The following is a 25,853-nucleotide window of genomic DNA, read 5'->3' as shown; positions in this document are numbered from 1 at the left end:
TGTATGAAACGGAAAAATTTTTTCTTGGGAACTTGCTTTAAGAAAAAATCCCTTACAATAATGTAAGGAAAGTGTAAGACTTTTAGATAGAGTATAGTATGCTCTTTTCCGTATAATACAAGTATAGATATAATACTAGTGAGAAAGAAGTGCAAACAGGAGGCGCATGTATGAAATTGGTAATTAAAGTTTTAGCTGTATTCGCCATCATTTTAGGGGGAACAGCATATTATTTAAACAAAAAAACAGAAGGTGTACATGCTTTTGTAGACAACTTCTTTTCAAATAAAGAAATACAAGATTATTATGCGGTTGTAGATAAAGGTGAGAAAAAAGACGGTGAATATTTGTATACATTTAAAGGGTATACAGAGGACGGAAAGCAACAAATTATTAAAAGAATGGTAAATCGTGAATTGCATGCAGGTGCTTTTATAAAAATTTATGCAAAAGGTATGCAAGGAAAAGGATGGGCTGAAATAACGAAAGAGTCAATCCCGCAAAAAGCGTTGCAAAAAATAGAAAAATCATAAAAGGAGCGAATCGTTCGCTCCTTTTTTAGTGCGTTAAAATAGTGATAGATGTATTTTCTTTGTTAGAAATGATTTTGGCATGTCCACCAATTGGAAAAGTAAAAATTGGAGTTGTATGTCCAAAATTTGCATTTGCAATGATAGGAATATTTGCAAGTTCAGGTTTTGAAGAAATCATTTCTTGAATGTCCGCTATCGTACATTCTGCTTCTTTTTGCATTCTTCCTATTACAATACCTGTTATATGTTCAAAATCAGGTTGCTGCATAAGGGAATGTAGATAGCGATCAAAAGTTTTAAGCGTTGATTTTCCTGTTAAACTGTCTTCTTCAAGGAATAAAATTTTGCCCTTTAAGTTTGGCATATATGGTGTGCCTTGTAGTAAATTAAGTGTGCTCATATTGCCACCGATAATTTCTCCTGTTGCTTCCCCCTCTTGAATTGGAACATACCCTTCATTTTTTATAAATTCTCGATTTTCCTGATCCATATACCAAGAATCATCGCTCCACATTTCCGCCGGAATGATTTCAATAGGCTCATTAGTGGTTAAGCATTGTAAAAAGTAATCGTTTGTATACTCGAGCCCTTTCTCCATTCCAAATGAAGAGAAGTGGGGACCCGAATATGTAACAAGCCCTGTTTTTGTGTAAATTGCATTATTTAAGGCAGTAATATCAGAATAACCACAGAAAAATTTCGGGTTTTTACGAATTAGATCATAATCGAGATGTTTCAATAAACCATTGGAGTTGTATCCGCCAAGTGTCGTCAAAATAGCTTTTACATTAGGGTCTCCAAATGCTTCATGGAGGTCTTGAATGCGGGAAGAAATAGAAGAGGAAGCAAATTGATCTATCTCATCGGCATATTTTGAGAATGTAACTTGAAAGCCCATGTCAGTTAATCTTTTTATAGCAAGTTTTCTATTTTCATTTGAAACAATACTTAAACTACAGGATGGTGAAATCACGCGTATTTCATCACCCTTTTTTAACTTTGTTGGTATCACTGAATTCACCTCTATAATTAAAAGAATATTTAGATTTAAAAAATATTTTATCACATGAAATAAAGTAGAAGTGAATTATTTTTTGAAATGGAGTTTTCCTGATTTTTCAGCAGACAGACAGCGTCTTTTTTTGATATGATAGGAAAAGTGATTTATTATAAGTAGTATTTAATATCTATAACATTTGAAAGGTGTGCAAGACGTGAAGAAACAACTTGCAGGCTTGCCGGTACACGTTCATTTCGTAACAGAAATCCGTGAAGGGGCGAGGAAGGAAACCGTTGCTTTTGAAGCAAATGGTCAATACTATGTAAAAGGTCAAGGTACATATGTAACATTCCAGGAGCCGAACGAACAAGGCGAAGTGAAAACAATTATTAAAATTCAAGATGAACAAGTTCTCATTATGCGTTCAGGTGCTATTTCTATGCGTCAGACGCATGTGAAAGGTGAATGGACAACGGGTACGTATACGAGTGAACTTGGTACGTTTGCACTGCAAACGAAAACTGATAACGTTCTTTTTAAATGGTCGGATGAAAAGAAAAAAGGACAACTCTTCTTAACGTACGCATTGCTTCTAAGTGAACAAGAAGCTGGCAGATATACAATTACAATTAATTTGAAGGAGGCAAAATAATGAATTCCTTAGAACAGGTAAAAGGATTGATTAAAGAAGAAATTCAAGCTGCTGTATTAAAGGCAGAATTAGCGACAGAAGAACAGATTCCAAACGTTGTATTAGAATCTCCAAAAGATAAAACAAATGGTGACTTCTCTACAAATATGGCAATGCAACTTGCACGCGTTGCGAAAAAAGCACCTCGTATGATTGCAGAAGAACTAGTTGCAAACTTCGATAAAGCAAAAGCTTCTATTGAAAAAATCGAAATCGCTGGTCCTGGTTTTATTAACTTCTATATGGATAATAGCTACTTAACAGATTTAATTCCAACAATCGTAAACGCTGGTGAAGCTTACGGTGAAACGAACACTGGTAAAGGTGAAAAAGTACAAGTTGAGTTCGTATCTGCGAATCCAACAGGTGACCTTCACTTAGGACATGCACGTGGTGCGGCAGTAGGTGACACTTTATGTAACGTATTAGCAAAAGCAGGATACGATGTATCTCGTGAGTACTATATTAATGATGCTGGTAACCAAATTCATAACTTAGCTCTTTCTGTTGAAGCTCGTTACATGCAAGCATTAGGTTTAGAGAAAGAAATGCCAGAAGACGGTTACCATGGTGCGGATATCATTGGAATCGGTAAACGTTTAGCTGAAGAGTTTGGTGATCGTTACGCAAAAGCTGATGAAAAAGAAAGCTATGAATTCTACCGTGAATATGGTTTGAAATATGAGTTAGCAAAACTTCAAAAAGACTTAGAGAGCTTCCGTGTTAAATTTGATGTATGGTTCTCAGAAACATCATTATACAAAAACGGAAAAATTGATGCTGCACTTGCTGTATTAAAAGAGCGTGATGAAATCTTTGAAGAAGGCGGAGCAACTTGGTTCCGTTCAATGACTTACGGTGACGACAAAAACCGTGTATTAATTAAAAATGACGGTTCTTACACATACTTAACGCCAGATATCGCTTATCACCGTGATAAATTAGAGCGTGGTTTCGATAAGTTAATCAACATTTGGGGTGCTGACCACCACGGTTACATTCCTCGTATGAAAGCTGCTATTCAAGCGCTAGGTTACGATAAAGAAACACTTGAAGTAGAAATCATCCAAATGGTACAACTGTACCAAAATGGTGAAAAAATGAAAATGAGTAAGCGTACAGGTAAAGCAGTTACACTTCGTGAGCTTATGGAAGAAGTAGGCGTGGACGCAATGAGATACTTCTTCGCGATGCGTAGCGGTGATTCTCATTTAGACTTCGATATGGACTTAGCTGTATCAAAATCTAATGAAAACCCAGTATACTATGCACAATATGCTCATGCTCGTGTATGCAGTATCCTTCGTCAAGGTGAAGAGTTAGGATTAGCTGCAGATGGAGACGTGAATTACAAACTTGTTACTTCTGAGAAAGAAGTAGAGTTACTGAAAAAACTTGGTGAATTCCCAGCTGTAGTTGCGGATGCAGCACAAAAACGTCTGCCACACCGCATTACAAGCTATGCATTTGAATTAGCAGCAGCATTACACAGCTTCTACAATGCAGAAAAAGTATTGAACCAAGATAACTTAGAATTAAGTAAAGCTCGTTACGAGTTAATGAAAGCAGTACGCACTACACTTCAAAATGCATTAGCAATCGTAGGAGTATCTGCACCAGAAAAAATGTAATTAAGAAAAGCGAAAGCGGCTCGTTTAGAATAGGAGGGGGATGGAGCTCCTAACAGAGAGGCGTACTTTGCCTCGGAGGAAGGCGCGAAGCCACCGAGTATTCTAGCAAAGCGGAGCCGATTTTTCGCTTTCAGTAAAAGGCAATCACACGATGTTGTGATTGCCTTTTTGTATGGAGATAATAAAAAAATAAAATTTTATCAAACAAAAGGATAATTTGCGTCGTCTTATATAAATGACAGGAGGCTTATGATGGAAGAAAAGGTAGAAGAATTAATTGATATATATAAGCAGCAAATATATTCCTTATGCTATAAGTTAGCGAAAACGAAAGAAGATGCGGAAGATATTTTTCAAGAGACGTGGATAAAGGTTTTTTCATCAAGGCACCAACTTTCTTATGTGGATAATTATAAAAAGTGGATTACTACAATTTGTGTTCGTACGTTTTATGATTTTTATCGTAAGAAAAAAAGGTGGAAAGACCGAATATTGGATTTGTTTCATAAAGAAGATGGTGGAGAAATAGATTTCGCAGATGAAGTGAATATATCAGAAGAATTTATTCAAAAAGTGGAAGCGGAAATGATACGGGAAGTAATACAGTTATTAAATGAAAAATATAAAACGGTACTCGTACTCTATTACTATGAACAATATTCTTACAAGGAAATGAGTGAAATATTAAATATACCGATTGGTACGTTGAAGTATCGTCTCAATTATGCGAAAAAGAAAATGCGAGAACATTTGGAGGGTTTCGTGCATGAAGGAAGATAAATTTGAACAGAAAATAAAGAGCAGTTTAGCGGGAGAGATGATTCCTAGCGAAGAGCTGATAAATCATACGAAACAGAGCGTGCGAAATGCTCGGAAATTAGAAAAGAGATGGGTTGTTTTCATTCATGCTATGTGGATGATTGTATTAACAGTCACCCTAGAGCAGTTTGTTAGTCATTTGGATCATAAAATATCTGTCATTATAACGATAGTTATTATGATGCACCTATACATTCCTATATACGTTGTCATACAGTCATTTTTAAAGAAGGAGTATAAATTACATGATAGAGTTCGCTAATCCATTTGTAGTATTTGAGATAGCTGGGATTACAATGTTTTTGGCTTTTATAGCACTTTTAGTATGTGTAGCATCATGGGTGTATACAGATGCGAAAACGTGTGGAATAAGTAAGTGGTGGAGTGTTATAGCGATTGTATTGCCATTTTTTATTGGAGTTTTGTTATATATGATACGAAGAAGTAACAAGAAAATAGAAGGCGAACATACGATGAAGGTTATGAAAAAACAAAAGATAACATTAGTTGTCATATTTGTAAGTGCGATGTTTGTATTACTTAGCGGCTTTGCTTTTGTTCAAACGCTAGATGATATGTGGAGAGCTGGTGATATATATTTAGAAAATGAGAAGCGAGGGGAGACAAGTTACGAGGCAAAATTCTCATCATGGGATATTGCTGGGAAAGGTATTGAACTTGAGTATGCAAAAGATACAGAAGTAACATTTTCTTATGAAACAGATGCAAAACGTGGTAATTTATGCTTTAGCTTATATGAAAGGAAAGGAGAAGGAGAAGGTATAAGAGAGTTAAAAGAAATCTGTGAATCGAAAAAAGGTACTTTTAAAGCTACATTAAAAGCAAATGAAAAGTATGTATTTAATATAAGTGGTTTAATGGTGAAAGATGGTTTTGTAAAAGTGAATTGGGAAGCAAAATAAAGGGCCCTTGAGAAAGGCCCTTTATTTTATTGGATTGTATAAGTAACAGAAAAACTAACAGGACTATAGTAAACGTAAGGTGCATGAAATTGAACGTACATATTTCCATCTGTTTTTGCAGTGAAAATTCGGCCGTAACCATCAGAATAACGTCCAATAAGGTTATGATTTGAGTCATAAACACTGTAACTAGGAGTTTTGCTGTTAGGTTGAATTGTTAACTCTTGTCCCTTTTGAAGGAAAACAGGTTCTTGTTCAGAACTACCTCCAGTTTGCAAAGAATAAAATTTTGTAAAGCTTTGTTCTTGAGCGGCAGCAGCGACTTTTGTTTCAGGAATAAACGCGGTAGCGCCGGTAATTCCTGCTAAAGTTAACGCACCTGCTAAAATCATTTTTTTCATAATAGAAAAAGCCTCCTTATAAGTTGTAATCGATATTGTTACAGTTAATATTGTATACGATAATGAGTAGGATAAAATATGCTTTTATGCATATATATTTTTTCTCAATAAAAGACCACTGATAAAAATCAGTGGTCTTTTATTGATTAAGCAGCTTTCTGCTCAGTTTGAGTAACAGGTTTTTGAAGCGAGTTATAAACCCCTGTTCCGATAACGTCTAATGCCATTTTCATTCGTTCAGGTGAAATATTTTCTAATACGTTATCTTGAGGTGTATGGTATACCTTCTCAATATGATAGATTAATGGATTCCAACTATCGACACCCATCCAAATAAATAGAGCAGCAGGAATACCAGCTTCAGCAAATGGAACATGATCACTAGAACCGAATTTACCTTGTAGGACGAGGTCATTATTTAGTTGTTTACCTGCTTGCAAGGCAGCATCTGTTACAAAGTTTGTAGAGCCATCAGGTGTCATAGCGTATAAATTCTTTGCTTTATCATAATTTGTTGCAACCATGTCTGCGTTAAAGACACCTAAAATTCGATTGCGTTCTTTTTGGGATAGACTATTAACGTAATAATCGGAGCCAAGTAAGCCAGTCTCTTCAGAACCAAAGGTAATAAACCGAATTTCCTTATCAGTTTCTACATTTTGAAAAGCACGAGCTAGTTCTAATACTAATCCAGTTCCAGAAGCATTATCATTTGCGCCAGGTGCTCCGACAACACTATCATAGTGCGAACTTACAACGACTGCTTTTTCATTACCGGTACTCTTTTTTGGTTTCTTTGTGGCGATAACATTTAGAGATGTTAATTTAGATTCATGTCTCGCTTTTAGGGAAAGAATTGTTGTCCCTTTTTTAGCGATTTCTTCTTTAAATGCATTTCCTTGCGCATAAGCAAGACCAAAGACAGGGATAGATTGCTTTTTCGTTAGGCGGGGATTGAAGGTTTGTCCATAATTTCCGCGTCCGCCAATTAAACTGTATAAAAGAACACCTTTTGCACCTTTGCTAACAGCATTTTCAACTTGTTTATTATAGTCTGTAATTGTCGTTCCTCTTTCAAATAAAACAATTTTACCGTTTACTTCATTTGGAATATCTTCTAATTTTGTCCCACCTTGAACAAAGATAAGGGGAGCTGTAACAGCTTCTGTAGAAATTAGTGAATTAGGAGCAGCACCAGCTTGCCAATTACGTTTTATTGATAGTGGTGATTCAATGAATCCAACGTACTGATCGGGCACCTGAAATGGCTGATATTCTACTTCATAGCCCATCGATTTAAGCTGCATACCAATGTAACGAGAAGCCCATTCTTCGGATTTTGTTCCACCGGGTCGAGGACCAATTGTTTCAGATAAGAAACGAACATGTTCAATTGCGCGGTTTGGATCAATCTGTTTTGTAATAGATGGAGTTTGTGTAACCTCTGACGTGGAATCCGCTTTTGCTTGCCCAATTGGAGCTAAGCTAACAGCGAGTGATACAGCAAGCAAAGAGCTTACTATTTTTTGTTTCAATGATTTTCTCATTTTTTCCTCTCCTATTCTTCTATTCTCTGTGACTGACAAAAGAAGACGGATAATGACTTTATTTTACCTTCGCGTCTTTTAATTTTCAATATTCTGACATTGAGAAATAAAAACAATATATGCATATTTGCATATTTTTGAGGAAGATATGTATGCTATCATTTTAAACGAAGGTTCGCTTTCTACTCTGAAAGCTCCTACATTGCATGAATCTAGTGTACCCAAACTTTAGATTATGTAGAGAAATGGAACCACTGTAGGGTTTCATTTCTCATGTTTGAATCAGTTGATGGTAATTATGTTTCCGCATTTCATAATTATTATCAGTGATATATGTAAGGCATCCATATGAAAATAAGAGGCTGTTCAAAGGTTTTCCGTACTTTTGGGCAGCCTCACCCCGTTAAAAGGACGATACTTTATGTATCGTCCTTTTTGTATAAAAAAACATCCAATCAATTGAGAGATTGATTGGATGTAAAAACATTATTAATAATGTTTTTTGCGTTTTGTAGCTAAAATACTTAATAATCCAGCTAGTAGAAGGACGATACCTACTGTTTGTGTAGGGTCTTCTTTATGACCTGTATTTGGAAGGTGTTTATCCGTATTTCGATCATCTTGCTGTTTGTTATCTGTTTCATTTGATGTTTCTTCGGAAGTTCCGTTTTTGTGTTTCTCAGATGTTTCATTGCCTTTGTTTTCTTCTTTATTTGGAGGAGTAACTGGCTTGTCATCTCCACCTGACGAAGATTCAATCTTTTTATTTGAAACTGTAATTTGTAGTGGTGTAGCTTGGGCTTTATCAATTGTAAAGTTTATTGGTGATGCATCTAATTGATAGCCTTTAGGAGCCTGTGTTTCTACTAATTGATAATTACCAGGTTTCAAATCATTTACGATTACTTTTCCGTGTTGGTCTGTTTTTAAACCTTCTCGGATGATTTTTCCATCTTGGTCTAAAATATTGAAAATGGCACCTTCAAGTGTTCCATGGTGATCAATATCAACTTTAGTTAACTCAATTGAACCTGTTGTTAAACTATTTAAAGCTGTAACAGAGGTAACCTGAGATTGTCCTTTCGTAATTGTGAAAGGAATTGGTTTAATGTTTAAATCATAGCCAGTTGGAGCTTTCGTTTCAATAAACTGATAATCTCCTGGACGTAAATCAGAAACAGAAATCTTCCCATCTTTATCAGTAGTTAAATCAGAACGAATATCCTTGCCGCCCATATCTACAATTTTAAAGATAGCCCCTTCAAGAGTAGTACCATCGATGTTATCAACTTTAGTTAATTCAACTGCGCCTTTAGTTAAGCTGTTAGTAGCAGTAACAGAAGCTTTAGCAGTTTGACTCTTTTCAACAGTAAACTTGATAGGATTTTGGTTTAAGTCATAATGCTTAGGAGCTTTCGTTTCAATAAACTGATAATCTCCCGGACGTAAATCAGAAACAGAAATCTTCCCATCTTTATCAGTAGTTAAATCAGAATGAACATCTTTACCGTTCATATCTACAATTTTAAAGATAGCCCCTGCAAGAGTAGTACCATCGATGTCATCAACTTTAGTTAATTCAACTGCGCCTTTAGTTAAGCTATTCGTAGCAGTAACAGAGGCGATTTTTTCTTGGCCTTTTTTAACTGTGAACTTAATAGGTGTTTTGTTTAAGTCATAGTGTTCAGGAGCTTTTGTTTCGATAAACTCATAGTCTCCTGGCGGTAATTCATCCACAACTAAACGGCCGTTTTTATCAGTAGTTAAATCGGTACGAACATCGTGTCCATCCTTATTAACAATTTTAAATACTGCACCTTCAAGTGTTGTGTTTTGCTTGGCATCATCAACTTTAATTAACTCAACACTACCTTTCGTTAAGCTATTAATAGCTGTAACGAAGACATGCTTTGTTTGACTTCTTTCGATTGTGAACTTAATTGGTTCTTCATTTAAGTCGTAATGTTTAGGAGCTTTTGTTTCAATAAATTGATAGTCTCCTGGTTGTAAGTCTTTAGCGATGATTTTTCCGTCTTTATTGGTAACTAAATTCGTACGAATGTCGTTATCGTTCAGATCAGTAATTTTAAATACCGCACCTTCTAGCATTTCTTTCTTATCTATAGAGTCAACTTTCGTTAATTCCACGCCACCTTTTGTTAGGCTATTCTTAGCAGTAACAGAAGCGTGAGTTAGTTGACTTCTTTCGATAGTGAAGCTAATAGGTGTTTTATTTAAATCGTAATGCTTAGGAGCTTTCGTTTCAATGAATTGATAGTCTCCTGGGCGTAAGTTCGTAGCAGTAATCTTACCATCTTTATCAGTAGTTAAATCAGTGCGAACAATTTTACCTTTCGCATCGATGATGTTAAACACTGCATCAGAAAGTTTTGTATCTGGATTTATATCATCCACTTTTATTAATTCTACAGCACCCTCAGTTAAGCTATTTGTAGTAGTAACTTGGAGCTTTTCTTTTTGGCTTTTCTTAATTGTAAACTTAATAGGTGTACTATCTAATTTATAGTGTTCAGGAGCTTTCGTTTCAACAAACTGATAGTCCCCAGGACGTAAATCAGAAACAGAAATTTTTCCATGTACATCTGTTGTAAGCTCAGTACGAATGTCGTTACCATTCAGATCAGTAATTTTAAATACCGCACCTTTAAGAGCAGTACCATCTACATCATCCACTTTAGAAAGTTCCACAGCGCCTTTCGTTAAGCTATTTGTAGCTGTAACGGAGATAGGATCAGCTTGGCTCTTTGTAATTGTGAATGGAATTGGCTCTTTGTTTAAATCGTAGTGTTTCGGAGCCGTTGTCTCGATGAATTGATAATCACCAGGACGTAGGTCAGAAACGCTAATTTTACCTTGTTGATTCGTAACAAGATTTTTGCGAATTACAGTACCATTCATATCCACAATTTTAAATACTGCGCCTTCAAGAGTAGTGCCATCGACGTCATCCACTTTAGAAAGTTCCACGCCGCCTTTTGTTAAACTATTTTTCATAGTAACGGTAGCAATATCTTTTTGACTTTTTTCAATTGTAAATATAATTGGTTTTTTGTCTAAATCATAGTGTTCAGGAGCAATTGTTTCAACGAATTGATACGTACCAGGACGTAAGTTTTCGATAACGATTTTACCTTCACTGTTTGTTTTTAAATCTGTTTTAAGTACTTTGCCATCTTGATCCAGTAAATTAAATACCGCATCAGCAAGTTTTGTTTGAGTGTTTAAATCATCAACTTTAAGTAATTCGATACTACCTTGTTTTAAGCTATTTGTAGCAGTTAAAGAAATAGCTTTCTTCTGTCCTTTTTCAATAGTGAATTTGATTGGTGTTTCATCTAAAACGTAATGCTTAGGAGCTTTCGTTTCGATAAATTGGTAATCACCAGGACGTAGGTCGTTAATTTCGATTATTCCTTGTTCATTTGTAACAAGGTCTTTATGAACTACATCACCGTTCATATTAACAATTTTAAATACTGCATCTTTAAGAACAGTGCCATCAACATCGTCTACTTTAGAAAGTTTAACTGCACCCTTTGTTAAAGCATTTGTAGCAGTGATATGAAGAGTTTCAGTTTGGCTCTTTTTAATTGTAAATACGATAGGTTTTTTATCTAAATCGTAATGTTCAGGAGCAATTGTTTCAACGAATTGATACGTACCAGGACGTAGGTTTTCAACAACAATTTTACCTTCATCATTTGTTTTTAAGCCTTCTTTAACTAGCTCTCCGTCTGCATCTAATAAATTAAATACGGCGTTAGCAAGTTTTGTAGTTATATCAATATCGTCAATCTTTGTTAGTTCAACGCTACCTTTTTTCAAAGCATTTTTGCCTGTAACATTGATCTCTTTCGTTTGACTTCTTTCAATTGTAAATGGAATCGTTGTTTCATCTAATACATAGTGCTCAGGAGCTTTTGTTTCAATGAACTGATAGTCTCCAGGGCGTAAATCAGAAACAGAAATTTTACCGTTTTTATCTGTAACAAGATTCGTATGAACTTCCTTACCATTCATATCCACAATCTTAAAGATTGCACCTTCGAGCATCGTACGATCGATGTCATCAATTTTTGTTAATGTTACTGCACCTTTCTTTAAACTGTTAGTAGCAGTAACAGTAATATTCTCTTTTTGACTTTTTTCGATAGTGAACGGAATAGGGTCTTTGCTTAAGGTATAGTCTTTTGGAGCTTTTACTTCAATAAATTGATAGTCTCCAGGACGTAAATCAGAAGCAGTAATTTTACCGTTTTTATCAGTTGTTAAACCTTTTCGAATTACCTTTTTAGTATCATGAGCGTCAACGATTATAAATTCTGCACCTTCAAGAGTAGTGCCATCAACATCATCAACTTTTGTTAAAGTGACGCCACCTGTAAGTAAACTATTTTTTACAGTAACAGGGATAGGAAGATCTTCCTTACTACCTTTTTTAATTGTGAACTTAATAGGTGTTTTGTCTAATTTATAATGTTCAGGGGCTTTTGTTTCGATAAATTGATAATCCCCTGGTGCTAAATCAGGAATAACTAATACTCCGTAATCATCTGTTGTTAAATCTTTCATAATTTCTTTGCCAGTTGCGTCTTGCAAGGTGAATACAGCGCCGGCAAGAGCTTTACTACTTTCCACATCATCTTCTTTAATAAGTTTAACTTTTCCTTTCGTTAAACTATTTTTAAATGTAAGTGGAAGGAGTTTTTGTTGTCCTTTTTCGATTGTAAATTCAATTGATTCTATATTTACATCGTAATAAGTTGGAGCCTTTGTTTCGATAAGTTTATAGTTACCAGGACGCAAGTCATCTACAACTAGCATTCCTTTACTATTCGTAACAAGGTCCGTACGAACATCTTCATTAGTATCTCTATTAACGATTTTAAATACTGCACCTTCAAGTGTTTCCTTTTCATCTGCAGCATTCACTTTTGTTAACTCAATACCGCCTTTTGTTAAGCTGTTTTTAGCGGTAACAGTAGCCTGAGTTGTTTGACTTTCTGTAATTGTAAATTTAATTGGTTTTGTATTTTTGTCGTAATACTTCGGTGCTGTTACTTCGATAAATTTATAATCGCCAGGGCGTAAGCCAGTAGCGATAGCTTTACCATCCGCACCAGTTTTTACATTTTCGCGAATGACTTTCTTTTCATCATTTGCATCAACAATTTTAAATACAGCACCTTCAAGAGCTGTACCATCGATATCATCAACTTTTGTTAATTCAACATCTCCTGGTTTTAAAGCATTTTCAGCTTTCACAAGTAGAGTTTCTTTCTGACTTCTATCGATTGTAAATTCAATAGGTTCTGCTCGTAAAACGTAATGTTCAGGAGCAGCTATTTCAATAAATTTATACGTACCAGGACGTAGGTTACTAACTTTAACTTTACCGTGTTTATCAGTAGTTAAGTTAGTGTGAGGGGAAACGTCATTATTATTTGTATCGACAAGTTTGAATACTGCACCTTCTAGTGGTTTTTTCTCACCAAACTCATCAACTTTTAATAATTCAACTTCGCCGGTTTTTAAGCTGTTATTTGCCGTAACAGTAGCAAGAGTTTGTTGGCTTTTATCAATTGTAAACTCGATAGGGTTTGTACTTAACGTATAATCCTTAGGAGCTTCTGTTTCGATAAATTTATAAGCACCAGGCTCTAGATCTTTAACAGTAACTTTTCCATCTGAACCTGTTTTTATATTTTCACGAATTACTTGTTTCTCGTCATTCGCATCGACAATTTTAAATACAGCACCTTCAAGGGCAGTGCCATCGACATCATCGACTTTTGTTAAAGTGACACCACCTTTAATGAGGTGATTCGTCGCAGTAACAGTAACTGCTTTCTTTTGACTTTTTATAATTGTAAACTCAATTGGTTTTTTATCTATGTCGTAATCTTTAGGTGCTTTTTCTTCGACAAATTGATAGTCTCCAGGGCGTAAATCTTTTGCTTCGATTTGTCCTTGATCATTTGTCGTTAATTTTTCATATCCACGAATTACTTTGTTATATCGATCGCGTACACTGAACTCCGCACCTGCTAAAGTTTTTCCATCTTTATCGAATTTTGTTAAAATGGCCGATCCTGGAATCAAACTGTTTGTTGCAGTTCGGTTTATTACTGTTGTTTGATCTTCTTTGATTGTGAATTGAATAGGTGTACTGTCTAATTTATAATGCTCAGGAGCAGTTGTTTCTTGTAAGTAATAAGTTCCTGGTTTTAAATTATCTACAGTAATTTGTCCTTGATCATTTGTTGTTAATTTTTCGTGTTCTGAAATTATTTTTTTGTCTTTATCAAGTAGTGTGAAAACGGCACCTTGCAGTGTGACGTTTTTATTCAGGTCATCAGACTTTGTTAAAACTACTTTACCGACAAACTTCTTATTTGCAAGTTTATATGTTGTAGTCTCTTGTGTACCAAGTTCAACAATTTTCCCTTGTTTTAAATCCCAGCTAATTACATAGCCTTCAGGAGCCTTTGTTTCTTTTAATAAATATTTATCGCGTTTTAAATTATTAAATTTAGCGATACCGTCTTTGTCTGTTGTAATTTTACGGATAACAGTTTTACCTGTACGATCGTATAAAGTAAATTCTGCCCCAGCTAATAGTGCGTTCTTATTGTCGTTATCTACCTTTATAATTTCAAGGTTTCCACGGCCTTTAGTAGCAGATCCTCCGCCTGAACCAGAAGACATTCTCACTTCAATCGTTTCAGTAGTTTCTGTGTTTTTAACTGTCAACTTATTGCCTGTGATTTTCGCTTTATTACTTACTTTTTCTTTATCGTCTGCATTAATAAGTGAGCGATATTCTAAAATATAAGCTCGATCAATTTTTTTCAAGAAGGCAATTTCGAAATGTTGCTTTCCGGTATTATTGTCTGTTGTGATTTTGAGTTTATAGTCTGTTCCTTCTTTTAATTCGTTTACTGTATCTTTTGTTAAATTTCCATATGGATCAACAGTTGTAGGATATAAGTGGAATGAATCTTCCACAATTACCTGATTTTCGGTTGGGTCATCTGTTACAACGGCATCTGCAATGGTTGATTGGCTTTCGTTAATTGCGATACTCCAATTAATATAGTTGTCGTCTTGCACAGCTTTTTTAGTAACGAAGCTGCCACCTTTATTTACTTGAGTGTCACCTGTAAGGGTGTTTACGATTTTAGAACCATCTTTTAAATCTGCCTCGTTTTTGTAGGTGCCTTGGATAAGTTCACCATCAAGGCTTGTTTTAAAGATAATATAGTAAGGTGAATTAATTGATTGTTTGAAATGAACCTTTAGGGTGTTTTTATTTTTCTCTGTAGGTTCTTCAAGTTCATATTTCTCAGTTGGTACAGCATTACCAGGTTGTGCATTATCAGGATTTCCATTTAGAATCATATCGCGCACTTCAATGGATCCAGGCACTAATTTTTGTTTATCTTGTATTACGTCTATAACATAAGGATCTTTAATCTCAACATTATTATAGTTAAAGCCTATTATCCAAGTAATTTCCTTCGTTTGGGCGTTATAAGAACCGTATTTATAACCATTTGCCTTTGTGAAAGTATCAGGATCGAAATTAGCTTCAACTTTATTTGATTGTGGATTAGAATCCGTATCTATCCAAGAAAGGTTACCTGTATTTTTAAATGAATTTTTACCACTTTCTAGCTTTGTATAATCAAAGTCTGTCGTATATTTTACGACTAATGTCTTTGTCATATTAGACTGATACGTACCTATAAGAGTAATTTTGAAGCCTTTATCTGTTACATCTAAAACATAGTCAGTCCCAGCTTGAAGGGTATAATTTCCGTCTTTAATTTCTAGTTTCTTATCTTTTAATTGTAATCCACCATGATCAAAGGTGTCCGTAATAATCGCATTGCTTAATGGATAGTTGTTATTATTTACTATAATTGTCCAAGTTGTTGTTTTGTCTTTATAATTTGTTTCAGCTTTATTATTAGATTTAATAATATTTTGCTGCTTGAAGCTAGCTTCATTTTCTTTACTTGAATCATTATCAGCTGTAACTTTATTTTTTACTTTTCCATCTTCTATAACTTTATTAGTTGGCTTGGTTTTATAGGTAATCACATAAGCACTATTAATATCATCATTAAACTGTAAATCGAATCCATTCTTCTTGTTACTTACAGTGTAATTATTAACAGCGTCTCCTGTTACAAGCGTTCCTTTTTCATTATATGAAGCGTTTTTTACAACAATAGAATTTGCATCTAGTTCGTGTGTATCGTCAAAAATATCTTTTAAAATCGCATCTGCTTTTTTGATCTCTCTTTGATCACCATTGTAAGTAATTGTCCACTCAATTGTTTGCGTCTTTGGATCATATTTACTTGTTTTATTTAAGTGTGTACCACGAGAAACCGTTACAGTAGAACTTGCGTTTTGTTGCTTTTGATTATCACTCGTTATCGTAACGTTATTTCGGAAACTTTTAATATTTTCATCAGTAATCTTTGTGGCATATTCGATTTGATATGCTTTATTGATAGAGTCTTTGAAAGCAATCTCCAATTTTGAGCCATCTGATGAAATAATATTGTAATCTGTTGGCTCAGCTTCTGCACCACGCGTTACATTCCCATTAACATCAACTTCTAAATAATAAACTTTAATAGAATCTTTATTTAAGCTTGTACCTTGTGGAATGTTATCTTTAAAAACAGCGTTTTTAAGGGTGTCTTTCGTTTTGTTCATCTCTACTTTCCAATTAATTTCATTTGTATTAATTGGTCTATCAGGTAAACCCTTTTTATTCGTAGCTGTTTGTACATTAGGCTTAAAATCAACTGTAATAGAAACATCCTTATCTTTAATCGGGAAAGGAATTTCTTGTGTTGTTGTACCTTTAATTTCAGCTTTATTAAATTCTGTCTTTAATTGTAGGTTACCAGCAACATCTGGATGCTCTTCAACATAATCGTTGAATGTCATCGTGACTTTTCCATCTTTTGTAACAGTGAAATTACCAATTTGATGGTTTTCACTATCATATAAAGGACTGTTAATTGTATTGTAAATCTTAAAATGTTTAGGAAGATCAAAAATATAGTAATCTCCATTTTTCACATTCATTGATTTTAAAAGTTCCCATGTAAACTCAATATTGGCAGGGGAATCTGTACTTGGACGGTTATCCTCTGTAAATGGTTTTCCGTCTTTATCCGTCAACTTTACACTGGTTAAAATGTTTGTTGTTATTTGCTTTGGACCTGAATTTGTATTCTCAGCAGGGGCGCTTGCTAGCTTTTGTTCTGGATTGTCAGTAGCAATTTTAGCTGCTGGTTTTTGTTCCGGATTATCAGTGGCAGTTTTAGCTGCTGGTTTTTGTTCCGGATTATCAGTGGCAGTTTTAGCTGCTGGTTTTTGTTCCGGATTATCGGTAACAGTTTTAGTTGTTGGTTTTTGTTTCGGATTATCAGTAACAGTTTTAGTTGCTGGGTTTTGTTCCGGATTATCAGTAACAGTTTTAGTTGCTGGATCTTGCTCCGGATTGTCAGTAACAGGTTTAGCTACTGAATCTTGCGCTTGTTTATTAGTATCCTGTTTGGTGCCATCTTCTTTAGAGTTTTCTACTTGAACAGGAACTGATATAGGCTGAACCATTGTTCCTAAAGGAAAAGCGATTTGAACTGATTTTTCCCCAGTTTTTAAAGTTGAGTTAAACACGGTATCAACTTTAATTTTTCCTTTAGCGTCTTTCAAATTTTCTACTTGATTATTAAATATTAATTTTAATTTATTATCTTTAGCTGTTATAAAATATTGACCAATATTTTTTTGATCTGTTACTAAATCCCCTTGCAAATCTTTAGATACTTTTAATGCAAGTGGTATTTGAACTACTGCTGTATCATTTGCGTGTGCAGCTTGTTGATCCTTTATTGACCAAGCGTATTCTACTTGAATGGTTGATCCTATCTTTATTAAATTGTTAGGATTTTTTGCTTCGTCAATAATATGATTCGTTGCATCTTTCATTTCAACAGTGTCAAATAAGGAATCTCCTGTTAAGGTTTCCGCTTTTACTTGATTGTATGGAAAACTAGCAAGTTGCGAAAATAGTACGAATACAATTAAACATACATTGAAAAGTTTTTTCATTTTTCCTCCTCTGAACATTCATTTGTCCATTGGGGACTTATTCCACATGAACAAATGGAATATTAAAAGTATTTGTTATAAGCTATTTATTTTTGCTATCCCTCCGTTTCTATACTCGTTCTCAGACAAACAGGATTATGTTCAAAGTAAAATTGTTTAACGTAAAACAAAATGTATATTTACACAGTTCTATGGAAATATACACAATTCGACAAAAAATGTCGAAAAAAATACTGATATTAAAGAATGATATCAGACCTTTATATGTGAGATAGTTTTCATGTATATCTAGTAAAAAAGAATGGTTATAAAGGTAAGTTTTACGATACATACTAACCAATGTAGTGTATCCCTTTGTGAAGGCTTATTTTTGCCTTAAAGTTATGTGGAGATAAAAAGCTAGATAGGGTTGGTTTTGGTCAGAATGAAGACAATATGTACTTTGAAAATAGTCATTTATTTTGTCTAAAGAGAGTTGTGCGATTAGTGGACCGAAGTTGAAAGATGATAGTTTCTTACATTGTTAGAGGAATATAAGAATTACAGAATATTCGACTAAGACGTTACTACGGTCATTTTTGAGACTGTTTAAACAATAAGAAAGAAGGTGTTTTACTCCTTAGTTACAATATCTTTTTAGTAAAGATAAGCTTAAGTAACCTCCGCTAAAGATTATATACTTAAATGATAAAGAGTTCAACAGTAGTTCACATATTTTCCCAAAAATAAAAACGGCTGTTTTATGTGGAATAAATCTACAAAACAGCCGTTTTTGGTATTAGATTTCTGTTAAAATTATTGGTTCGCCGCGCGTTACGACAACGGTATGTTCACATTGTGCAACAAGACTTTTATCAGGTGTAACGAATGTCCAGCCGTCGTCACCACGTTCAATAATATGATCAGCTTTCATAGAGATGAACGGTTCTACAGCGATAACAAGACCGTCTTTTAGAAGCGCATTATCCATTGGATCATAGTAACTTAAAATGTGATTTGGTGCTTCATGTAAGCTAAGACCAATGCCGTGACCAGTTAAGTTTTGAATAACATTGTATCCACTTTTATGTGCGAAGTTTGAAACAGCACGACCAATTTGATTTTGTTTTGAGCCAGCTCTAACCTTTTTCATTGCTGCCCAAAATGCATCAACTGCTGCTTGGCAAAGCTTTTCTTTTGCTTCGTCTTCTCCAAGAACAAATGAGATACCTGTATCTGCATAATAGCCATCAAGTGCAGCAGATACATCGACGTTTACTAAGTCGCCTTCTTTTAATACGCGATCTCCTGGAATACCATGAGCAACTTCCTCATTTACACTAATGCAAGTTACACCTGGGAAATCATATTCTTTTTCAGGTGCAGAAATAGCACCATGCTCATCTAATACTTTTTTACCGATCAAATCAAGCTCTTTCGTTGTCATACCTGGCTTCGCTTCTTTTTTCATTTCTTCACGTGCAAGCGCAACGATGCGGCCGATTTTTCGTAAGCCTTCTAAATCTTGTTCATTACGAATAATCATGAAAACCACTGTCCTTCCTCGAATATATATCTTAACCGATTGTATCATGTTTATTTTCGTCCTGCTACTCGCTTGCGGTATGCAGCTTGATTCCTCTCATAAAGAATACATGACAATTGTCATATCGATGTCATGACGCATCATACTGTTTCCTAAATTTTCCAAGTAATACAATGTAAATATAAGAAACAGCGGGGGTGGAGAGATGGAAAAGATTATTGAAGTAAATGGTGTTTCTAAAACATTTAAACATAAAAACGCAGTAAATAATGTTTCATTTCATGTAAATAAAGGGGAAATAGTAGCGTTACTTGGTCCGAATGGTGCGGGGAAAACAACGACGATGTCGATGATGCTTGGATTAAAGGACCCGACAGAAGGTAAGGTCTTTATATTTGGAAAGAGTCCAAAGCATAGAGATGTTCGTAATAGCCTCGGTGCGATGCTGCAAGAAGTAAGTGTCATTGATAGTATTACGGTGGAAGAGGCAATCGAGTTATTCCGTAGTTATTATACGAATCCTATAGCGAAAGAAATGTTACTGCAGTTATCAAATTTAGAATCAGAGCGAAAGCAAAGATGTGAGAAGTTATCAGGTGGGCAAAAAAGAAGGTTGAATTTTGCGCTTGCACTTGCGGGAAATCCAGATTTGTTATTTTTAGATGAGCCGACAGTCGGAATGGATATTACGTCTCGAAGAATGTTTTGGGAAACGATTCGAAAGTTAGCAAGTGAAGGGAAAACAATTATTTTAACGACGCATTATTTAGAAGAAGCAGATGCTTTAGCAAATCGTATCTTATTATTTGCGAACGGAAAGATTATCGCAGATGGTACACCAGACGAAATGAAAGCGACGATTTCGCGAAAAACAATCACATTTTACTCGAAGGAAAGCATTCCTACAAAATTACTAAAGGAATTACCAAATGTAACAGAAGTAAAGTCAAGCGAAGGACGCTTCATTTTAACAACGGAGGATACGGATGCAACTTTAAAAGCCATTTATCAAAAGAGTTTACCTGTAACAGATGTTTCAGTTGAACGTGGAAGTCTTGATGAAGCATTCGAACAGTTTGTCGCAAATCAGAAGGAGGAAATCGCATGAGAGCATTATGGATGCAATGCAAAATAGAAATTTTACGTACATTCCGCAATAAATTATTTATCTTTTTCTCATTATTAATGCCTGTTATGTTTTACTACATTTTTACAAATGTTGTTCAAGTACCACAAAACGGAGATGCGTGGAAAGCACACTATTTAATTTCGATGGCAACTTTCAGTATTGTAGGGACTGCACTCTTTAGTTTCGGTGTGAGACTTTCTCAGGAAAGAGGACAAGGATGGACACATCTTTTGAAAATCACACCACTTCCAGAGGGTGCGTATATAACTGCTAAAATTATTGCACAAACAGTAGTAAATGCTTTTTCAATATTAGTTATCTTTATTGCAGGGATACTAATTAATCATGTTGAGTTAACGGTAGGGCAATGGATTGGTGCGGGATTATGGTTATTGTTAGGGGTAACACCATTTTTAGCATTAGGAACAGTAATAGGTTCCATTAAGAAGGCGGACGCAGCTGCTGGCTTAGCAAATATTTTAAATATGAGTTTAGCTATAGTTGGCGGGTTATGGATGCCGATTGAAGTATTCCCCAAAATATTAAGAACGATTGGTGAATGGACACCGACATACCATTTCGGAAGTGGTGCGTGGGATATTGTAGCTGGAAAATCAATTGGATGGGAAAATATCGCGGTATTAGGAGGTTATTTCCTTATATTTGTTGTAGTATCAATATATATAAGAAAAAGACAGGAAGCGGTATAAATGATAGAGAAGAAGAGGATTGAGATTTTTCCGAAACATATGGGATTTTTTCCATACATGTGGTTTGTTTATCTATTATTTCCAATTTATCACTTAGCACAAGCATCAGGATGGAAGCTTGTGCTAGGAAGCAGTATGTTGATACTTTTTATTATCACATACCGTCAGCTTTATTTTGTTCAGAGGACGTTTGTTTTTTGGGCGTGTATTCAAATGGTACTCATCTTTTTATTTGCTTTATTTTATAATCCTTTTATGATATTTTTTGGCTTTTTCACAGCAAGTGCGATGGGATTTGCGCCAAATAAGAAAGTATTTCGAGTGCTGTTATGTTCGTTAGTTATCATGCTTGGAGCATTTTTATTTGTAAATATGAATCAACTAACAACTACAAGTTTAGTAAATATCGTTCCAATGTTTATTTTAATGCTTCTTACGCCATTTGGTATGCGCAATTTTAATCAGAAAAAGATGTTAAGAAATCAATTGGATCAGGCGAACGAGCAAATTAAAGACTTAGTAAAACGTGAAGAACGGCAGCGGATTGCAAGAGATCTTCATGACACATTAGGGCATACGTTATCTCTTATTACTTTGAAAAGCCAGCTTGTAGAGAAGTTAATTGTGAAAAATCCAGAGCGTGCAAGTGCGGAAGCTAAGGAAATTACACAAACTTCTCGTACAGCTTTAAAACAGCTGAGAGAATTAATTTCTGATATGCGTATGATTACGGTAGAAGAAGAGCTAGAGCAAATAAAAGCGATCTTACAAGCAGCTAATATTGAATTAGAAGTGAGGCAAGAAGCAAGATCGAGCTCGTTATCACCAATTGAACAAAATATTGTCGGGATGTGTTTACGTGAGGCCGTTACAAATGTTGTAAAACATAGTAAGGCAACGCGGTGCGCAGTTTCTGTATTAGAATCACAAGGTGAACTGATTTTGAAAGTAGAAGATAACGGAATCGGTTTAACAGATCAAAATCATGATGGAAATGGTATTCGCGGCATGAAAGAACGAATTGCTCTTATTGATGGATTTGTTGAACTAGGTACAATCAATCCAGGGACGTTATTAACGGTAAAAGTTCCAGTTGTTATTAGAACAGGAAAAGATGAGGTGAGGGCATGATTCGAATTATTATTGCAGAAGACCAGCGGATGCTTCGTGGTGCATTAGGGGCCCTGCTTGATCTAGAAGATGATATCGAAGTAATTGGGCAAGCTGCGAACGGGGAAGAGGCGTTAAAATTAATTGAATCGTTAAAGCCAGATGTAAGTATTATGGATATTGAAATGCCGATTCAAAGTGGATTAGATGTTGCTGAAGCGTTAAAAAAAGAAAAATCATTATGTAAAGTAATGATTTTAACAACATTTGCACGGCCGGGATATTTTGAAAGAGCAATGAAAGCTGGTGTGCACGGCTATTTATTAAAGGATAGCCCAAGTGAAGATTTAGCGGCAGCAATTCGTAATGTAATGAAGGGGAAACGAGAGGTCTCCCAAGATTTAATGTTTGGCTTATGGCAGGAGCAAAATCCGTTGTCAGATCGCGAAAAGGAAGTATTGTTGCTTGCGAAAGAAGGAAAGACGGCAAACGAAATTGCGAAGGTACTTTATCTTTCACCGGGTACAGTACGTAATTATATTTCTGAAGTATTAACGAAGCTCGATGCGAAAAATAGAATTGAGGCAATTACAATTGCGGAAGAAAAGGGTTGGATGTAAAAAGAAGGTTACCTATGAGAGGTGACCTTCTTTTTATACTTATTTTACTTCTATTACTTGATTTACTTTTTGTAATGACTTGTAACCATGTGCTTCAAATGCCTTTGCAAATTCATTTGATACGGCAGTGCCATATAGATCCTTTGCAGCTTGTACGATGTGAGATTGAAGTGATTCAAAGTCTTCAGCGGAAGTTGCGTAATTTTGCAATGCACGCATAACAACTTTACTTACTTTTTCATTACCTTGTTTTTGAACAGCAACACCGTTATATGTTTTACCTTCAGCTAATTGATATAATACGTGACTAATAATACCAGAATTTACGTGTGATTCTTGATTATTACCATCGTTATAGAAATCTTGTAAATTTGTATATAGTTTATGGCCGCCGTCACCAATTTCCCTTGGGATATCACGAATTGTTAGGCCACCTAATGTATCGCCCATAATCCAGTTTCCTTTATCTTTCTTTACGTAATATTCGATTTGTGTACCCCAGAAATCTGCTAATCCCTCGTTTAGTGCAGATGTTTCAGCGCTTGGATATCTCACGACTTTATTTTTTGTCGTGCCACTGAATACAGCATGTCCAAATTCATGAGCTGTTACATCAAGAGCTGATGTTAGTTTTCCGTCTAAACCATCACCAAATACCATTTGGTTCCAAGCAGGATGCCAAAATGCATTTACATAGTCTTCTTTTACACCATCACTAACTTCAGTAGAATCAAAACCGTGTACACTAGCAACAACTTTTGAATCTTTATTGTCGTAACTTTTTAGATTATGTTCTTTCTTAAAGTAATCATAAATATCACTCATGTTCTTCATAGCGCCCGCGGCTTCTTTATCTGCAAAATTAGGAGTGCTACTTGAAATTAGTGTCCCTGGATAACCAGCTTGACTATATCCCCCGAGGGAATCGGCGTAGTTTGCATTATAAATATAAATACCATTTCCGCGTGATAAATCGGCTAAATAAAATTTTCCATCAGTTCCTTTGGCAATATTGAAAGAGATGTTTTCTTGAAGTGCATTTTTCCCAGTTCCTTGCTCACTTGCAGGGGATAATCTAGGTGATGTTACTTGATTTATAGTCTTATTCTCTTTGTTTTTAATGAACTTTTCTTGGAAAAGTACTTCGCCAGTTTTTAGATCAACGATAGCATTGCCGTTTATAATTTGTTCATTGTTTTCATAAGTAAATGTAATAACAGTTGCGAATGTATAATAGCCATCTTTTTTCTTATAAACAACGGTTTCGCTAGAGAATTCCGTCTCAGCTGCATCACTTGGAATTTGAACTATATCGCGTAATTTAGATTTTACTTCATTTTTCGACAAAAAATTTGTTATAGTAAGATTAGGTTGTTGATTTAAATTTTGAACAACTTTACCACTAACAGTTGTGATCACTCCATTTTTATCTACTTTTACAATGAGATCTTGGCCATATACTTTATAGTTTTTATATGTTTGTGCAAGGCGAACTTCGGTTTGATTTTCTTTGGTTTCTTTATTTGTAGGTTGGAAATCTACATTTTTTTCAGTAGTGACTTGTTCTTGTTGAGCTTTAGCCCCGTTTACCTCACCTTTTAAATACTTTTTAGCAATATTTTCTTTCGTATCATTTTGAGGTTGTGTTAATTTCCCGATTGTTAAACCAGGCTGAGCGATTTCAACTTTTACTTCACTTTTGTCCAATTTTTGAGCATGAATAGCTTCTGTTGATAAAGGATAAAGAAGACCGAATGTAACGAAAGCACTGGCAAGTTTTCTATAATTCATCTATAACACTCCTAATCTATTATTATATGTGAGATGAATTGTATGAAAAATTTGCCGAATTTTATATATATTATGCATTATTTCATATCAAAAATTGTCGAATTCACATTATTGTAGTGGTATGACAACTTAAAAAATTAGATTGTTATAATGGGATGGTGAGTAAGTATGCAAGCAGAGAAATTAGGAAGTGAAATTAAGAAAATTAGAGTGTTGAGAGGATTAACACAAAAACAGTTATCCGAGAACATATGTCATCAATCGGAAGTAAGCAGAATTGAATCGGGTGCAGTATACCCAAGTATGGATATATTGCAAGGTATTGCAGCAAAATTACAAATTCCCATTATTCATTTTTATGAGGTACTCATTTATTCGGATATTGAAAGAAAAAAACAGTTTAAAGATCAAGTCATTATGCTTTGTAAGCAAAAAAGATATAAAGAAATTTATAATAAAGTATGGAATGAGCTGAAAAAGGAAGAATATCATCCTGAATTCCAGCAATTTCTTCAATGGCAATATTATGTAGCTGCTTACGTATTGAAAAAAGTCGATTACGAATATTGTATTTTAGAATTAAAGAAATTGCTCAATCAACAATTGACAGGAATAGATGTATATCAGAATCTTTATATTGAAAACGCAATTGCAAACATTTATGCTGAAAATGGCTATTTGAAGAAGGGTATTGATTTATTTGAACAAATATTAAAACAATTAGAGGCATTGCATGATAATGAAGAATTTGACGTGAAGGTAAGGTATAATCATGCAAAAGCATTATACTTAGATAGTCGATATGAAGAATCACTTTATCAAGTAAATAAAGCAATTGAAATATCATGCCGAATTAATAGTATGGCATTAATTGGACAGCTATATTATCAAAGAGGTGAATGCCTAAGGAAGTTGGAGTATGAAGAGGCAGAGATTGAAGATGCATATAAGAAGGCAAGTTTCTTTTTTGATATATTAGAAATGCATGCATATAAAGAAGCGCTTGTAAATAAAATCAGCAGATAAACAACCTAAAAAGTGGATATGCATAATTGCATACAATGTGAATAAATTTTCATGATATATTAAAAGTAAAAAATGTGGGTGATGGAATATGAAGAAATTACTTATTGGTAGTTTATTAACGTTAGCAATGGCATGGGGTATTTCATTAGGTGATACAGCATTAGAGAAAAGTCAAATAATTTCTCATAATGATCAAGAGGTACAAGTAGCTGCAGATTTACCTTTTGAGTTTTAAA

General features: G+C 34.8%; 18 protein-coding genes. 12 read left to right on the top strand and 6 right to left on the bottom strand.

Annotation, left to right across the window (positions count from 1 at the left end; all coding sequences use genetic code 11):
* The first annotated feature begins 170 nt into the window (after positions 1–170).
* Positions 171–533: a YxeA family protein gene (locus tag H6481_RS07675; protein WP_182811351.1), complete on the top strand. Its 363-nt coding sequence runs from the start codon at positions 171–173 to the stop codon at positions 531–533.
* 25 nt (positions 534–558) lie between these two features.
* On the opposite strand, the gene H6481_RS07670 is transcribed toward H6481_RS07675, so the two are convergent.
* The gene (locus H6481_RS07670) at positions 559–1,545 is read right to left on the bottom strand and encodes a S66 peptidase family protein (protein ID WP_182811349.1); all 987 of its coding nucleotides are present in this window, start codon (positions 1,543–1,545) and stop codon (positions 559–561) included.
* A 202-nt stretch (positions 1,546–1,747) separates the two neighbouring features.
* Here H6481_RS07670 and H6481_RS07665 point away from each other — a divergent pair, with 202 nt between their 5' ends.
* The 5 genes from H6481_RS07665 (at position 1,748) to H6481_RS07645 (ending at position 5,597) form a co-directional block, all read left to right on the top strand.
* Positions 1,748–2,185, top strand: coding sequence for a DUF1934 domain-containing protein (locus tag H6481_RS07665; RefSeq protein ID WP_000744343.1), 438 nt, complete (start codon positions 1,748–1,750; stop codon positions 2,183–2,185).
* A complete protein-coding gene (argS, locus tag H6481_RS07660) occupies positions 2,185–3,855 on the top strand; it encodes an arginine--tRNA ligase (RefSeq protein ID WP_001086464.1) in 1,671 nt (556 codons plus the stop codon). The genes H6481_RS07665 and argS overlap by 1 nt, the downstream gene beginning before the upstream one ends.
* A 252-nt stretch (positions 3,856–4,107) precedes the next feature.
* A complete protein-coding gene (locus H6481_RS07655; RefSeq protein ID WP_141435912.1) occupies positions 4,108–4,635 on the top strand; it encodes an RNA polymerase sigma factor in 528 nt (175 codons plus the stop codon).
* A complete protein-coding gene (locus tag H6481_RS07650; RefSeq protein WP_182811346.1) occupies positions 4,622–4,936 on the top strand; it encodes an anti-sigma factor in 315 nt (104 codons plus the stop codon). The genes H6481_RS07655 and H6481_RS07650 overlap by 14 nt, the downstream gene beginning before the upstream one ends.
* Positions 4,920–5,597: an anti-sigma factor gene (locus tag H6481_RS07645; RefSeq protein WP_098519207.1), complete on the top strand. Its 678-nt coding sequence runs from the start codon at positions 4,920–4,922 to the stop codon at positions 5,595–5,597. Before H6481_RS07650 ends, H6481_RS07645 begins: the two co-directional genes overlap by 17 nt.
* Before the next feature lie 26 nt (positions 5,598–5,623).
* Here H6481_RS07645 and H6481_RS07640 read toward each other — a convergent pair whose 3' ends face one another.
* The 4 genes from H6481_RS07640 to map form a co-directional block, all read right to left on the bottom strand.
* Positions 5,624–5,998, bottom strand: coding sequence for a hypothetical protein (locus tag H6481_RS07640; protein WP_000738223.1), 375 nt, complete (start codon positions 5,996–5,998; stop codon positions 5,624–5,626).
* Between the two features lie 146 nt (positions 5,999–6,144).
* Complete coding sequence (locus tag H6481_RS07635; RefSeq protein WP_001232223.1) at positions 6,145–7,545, bottom strand: M28 family metallopeptidase; 1,401 nt, start codon at positions 7,543–7,545, stop codon at positions 6,145–6,147.
* A 489-nt stretch (positions 7,546–8,034) separates the two neighbouring features.
* Complete coding sequence (locus tag H6481_RS07630) at positions 8,035–17,706, bottom strand: SpaA isopeptide-forming pilin-related protein (RefSeq protein ID WP_182811343.1); 9,672 nt, start codon at positions 17,704–17,706, stop codon at positions 8,035–8,037.
* 778 nt (positions 17,707–18,484) lie between these two features.
* Entirely contained in the window at positions 18,485–19,279 is a 795-nt protein-coding gene (gene map / locus H6481_RS07625; RefSeq protein WP_100910518.1) for a type I methionyl aminopeptidase, read from the bottom strand.
* Positions 19,280–19,436: 157 nt separating this feature from the next.
* Between map and H6481_RS07620 the strand changes: the two genes are divergently transcribed.
* The 4 genes from H6481_RS07620 to H6481_RS07605 are packed head-to-tail and all read left to right on the top strand — an operon-like array spanning position 19,437 to position 22,800.
* On the top strand, positions 19,437–20,339 hold the full coding sequence (locus H6481_RS07620) for an ABC transporter ATP-binding protein (protein WP_097961426.1): 903 nt from the start codon (positions 19,437–19,439) through the stop codon (positions 20,337–20,339).
* The gene (locus H6481_RS07615; RefSeq protein WP_001202428.1) at positions 20,336–21,070 is read left to right on the top strand and encodes an ABC transporter permease; all 735 of its coding nucleotides are present in this window, start codon (positions 20,336–20,338) and stop codon (positions 21,068–21,070) included. The genes H6481_RS07620 and H6481_RS07615 overlap by 4 nt, the downstream gene beginning before the upstream one ends.
* A complete protein-coding gene (locus H6481_RS07610; RefSeq protein WP_182811340.1) occupies positions 21,071–22,201 on the top strand; it encodes a sensor histidine kinase in 1,131 nt (376 codons plus the stop codon).
* Entirely contained in the window at positions 22,198–22,800 is a 603-nt protein-coding gene (locus H6481_RS07605; protein WP_097961427.1) for a response regulator transcription factor, read from the top strand. Before H6481_RS07610 ends, H6481_RS07605 begins: the two co-directional genes overlap by 4 nt.
* Before the next feature lie 39 nt (positions 22,801–22,839).
* Here the strand turns inward: H6481_RS07605 and H6481_RS07600 are convergent, their stop codons facing one another.
* Positions 22,840–24,591: a M4 family metallopeptidase gene (locus tag H6481_RS07600; protein ID WP_182811337.1), complete on the bottom strand. Its 1,752-nt coding sequence runs from the start codon at positions 24,589–24,591 to the stop codon at positions 22,840–22,842.
* A 168-nt stretch (positions 24,592–24,759) separates the two neighbouring features.
* Between H6481_RS07600 and H6481_RS07595 the strand changes: the two genes are divergently transcribed.
* A complete protein-coding gene (locus H6481_RS07595) occupies positions 24,760–25,617 on the top strand; it encodes a helix-turn-helix domain-containing protein (RefSeq protein ID WP_001147494.1) in 858 nt (285 codons plus the stop codon).
* 88 nt (positions 25,618–25,705) lie between these two features.
* Positions 25,706–25,852, top strand: a complete 147-nt coding sequence (locus tag H6481_RS07590) for a quorum-sensing peptide PapR (RefSeq protein ID WP_016079631.1) — start codon at positions 25,706–25,708, stop codon at positions 25,850–25,852.
* The last annotated feature ends 1 nt before the right edge of the window (position 25,853 follow it).

This window comes from Bacillus sp. ME78, from assembly GCF_903970865.1.
GTDB classification, from domain to species: Bacteria; Bacillota; Bacilli; order Bacillales; family Bacillaceae_G; genus Bacillus_A; species Bacillus_A cereus.
This window is presented reverse-complemented; position numbering and strand designations above follow the sequence as displayed.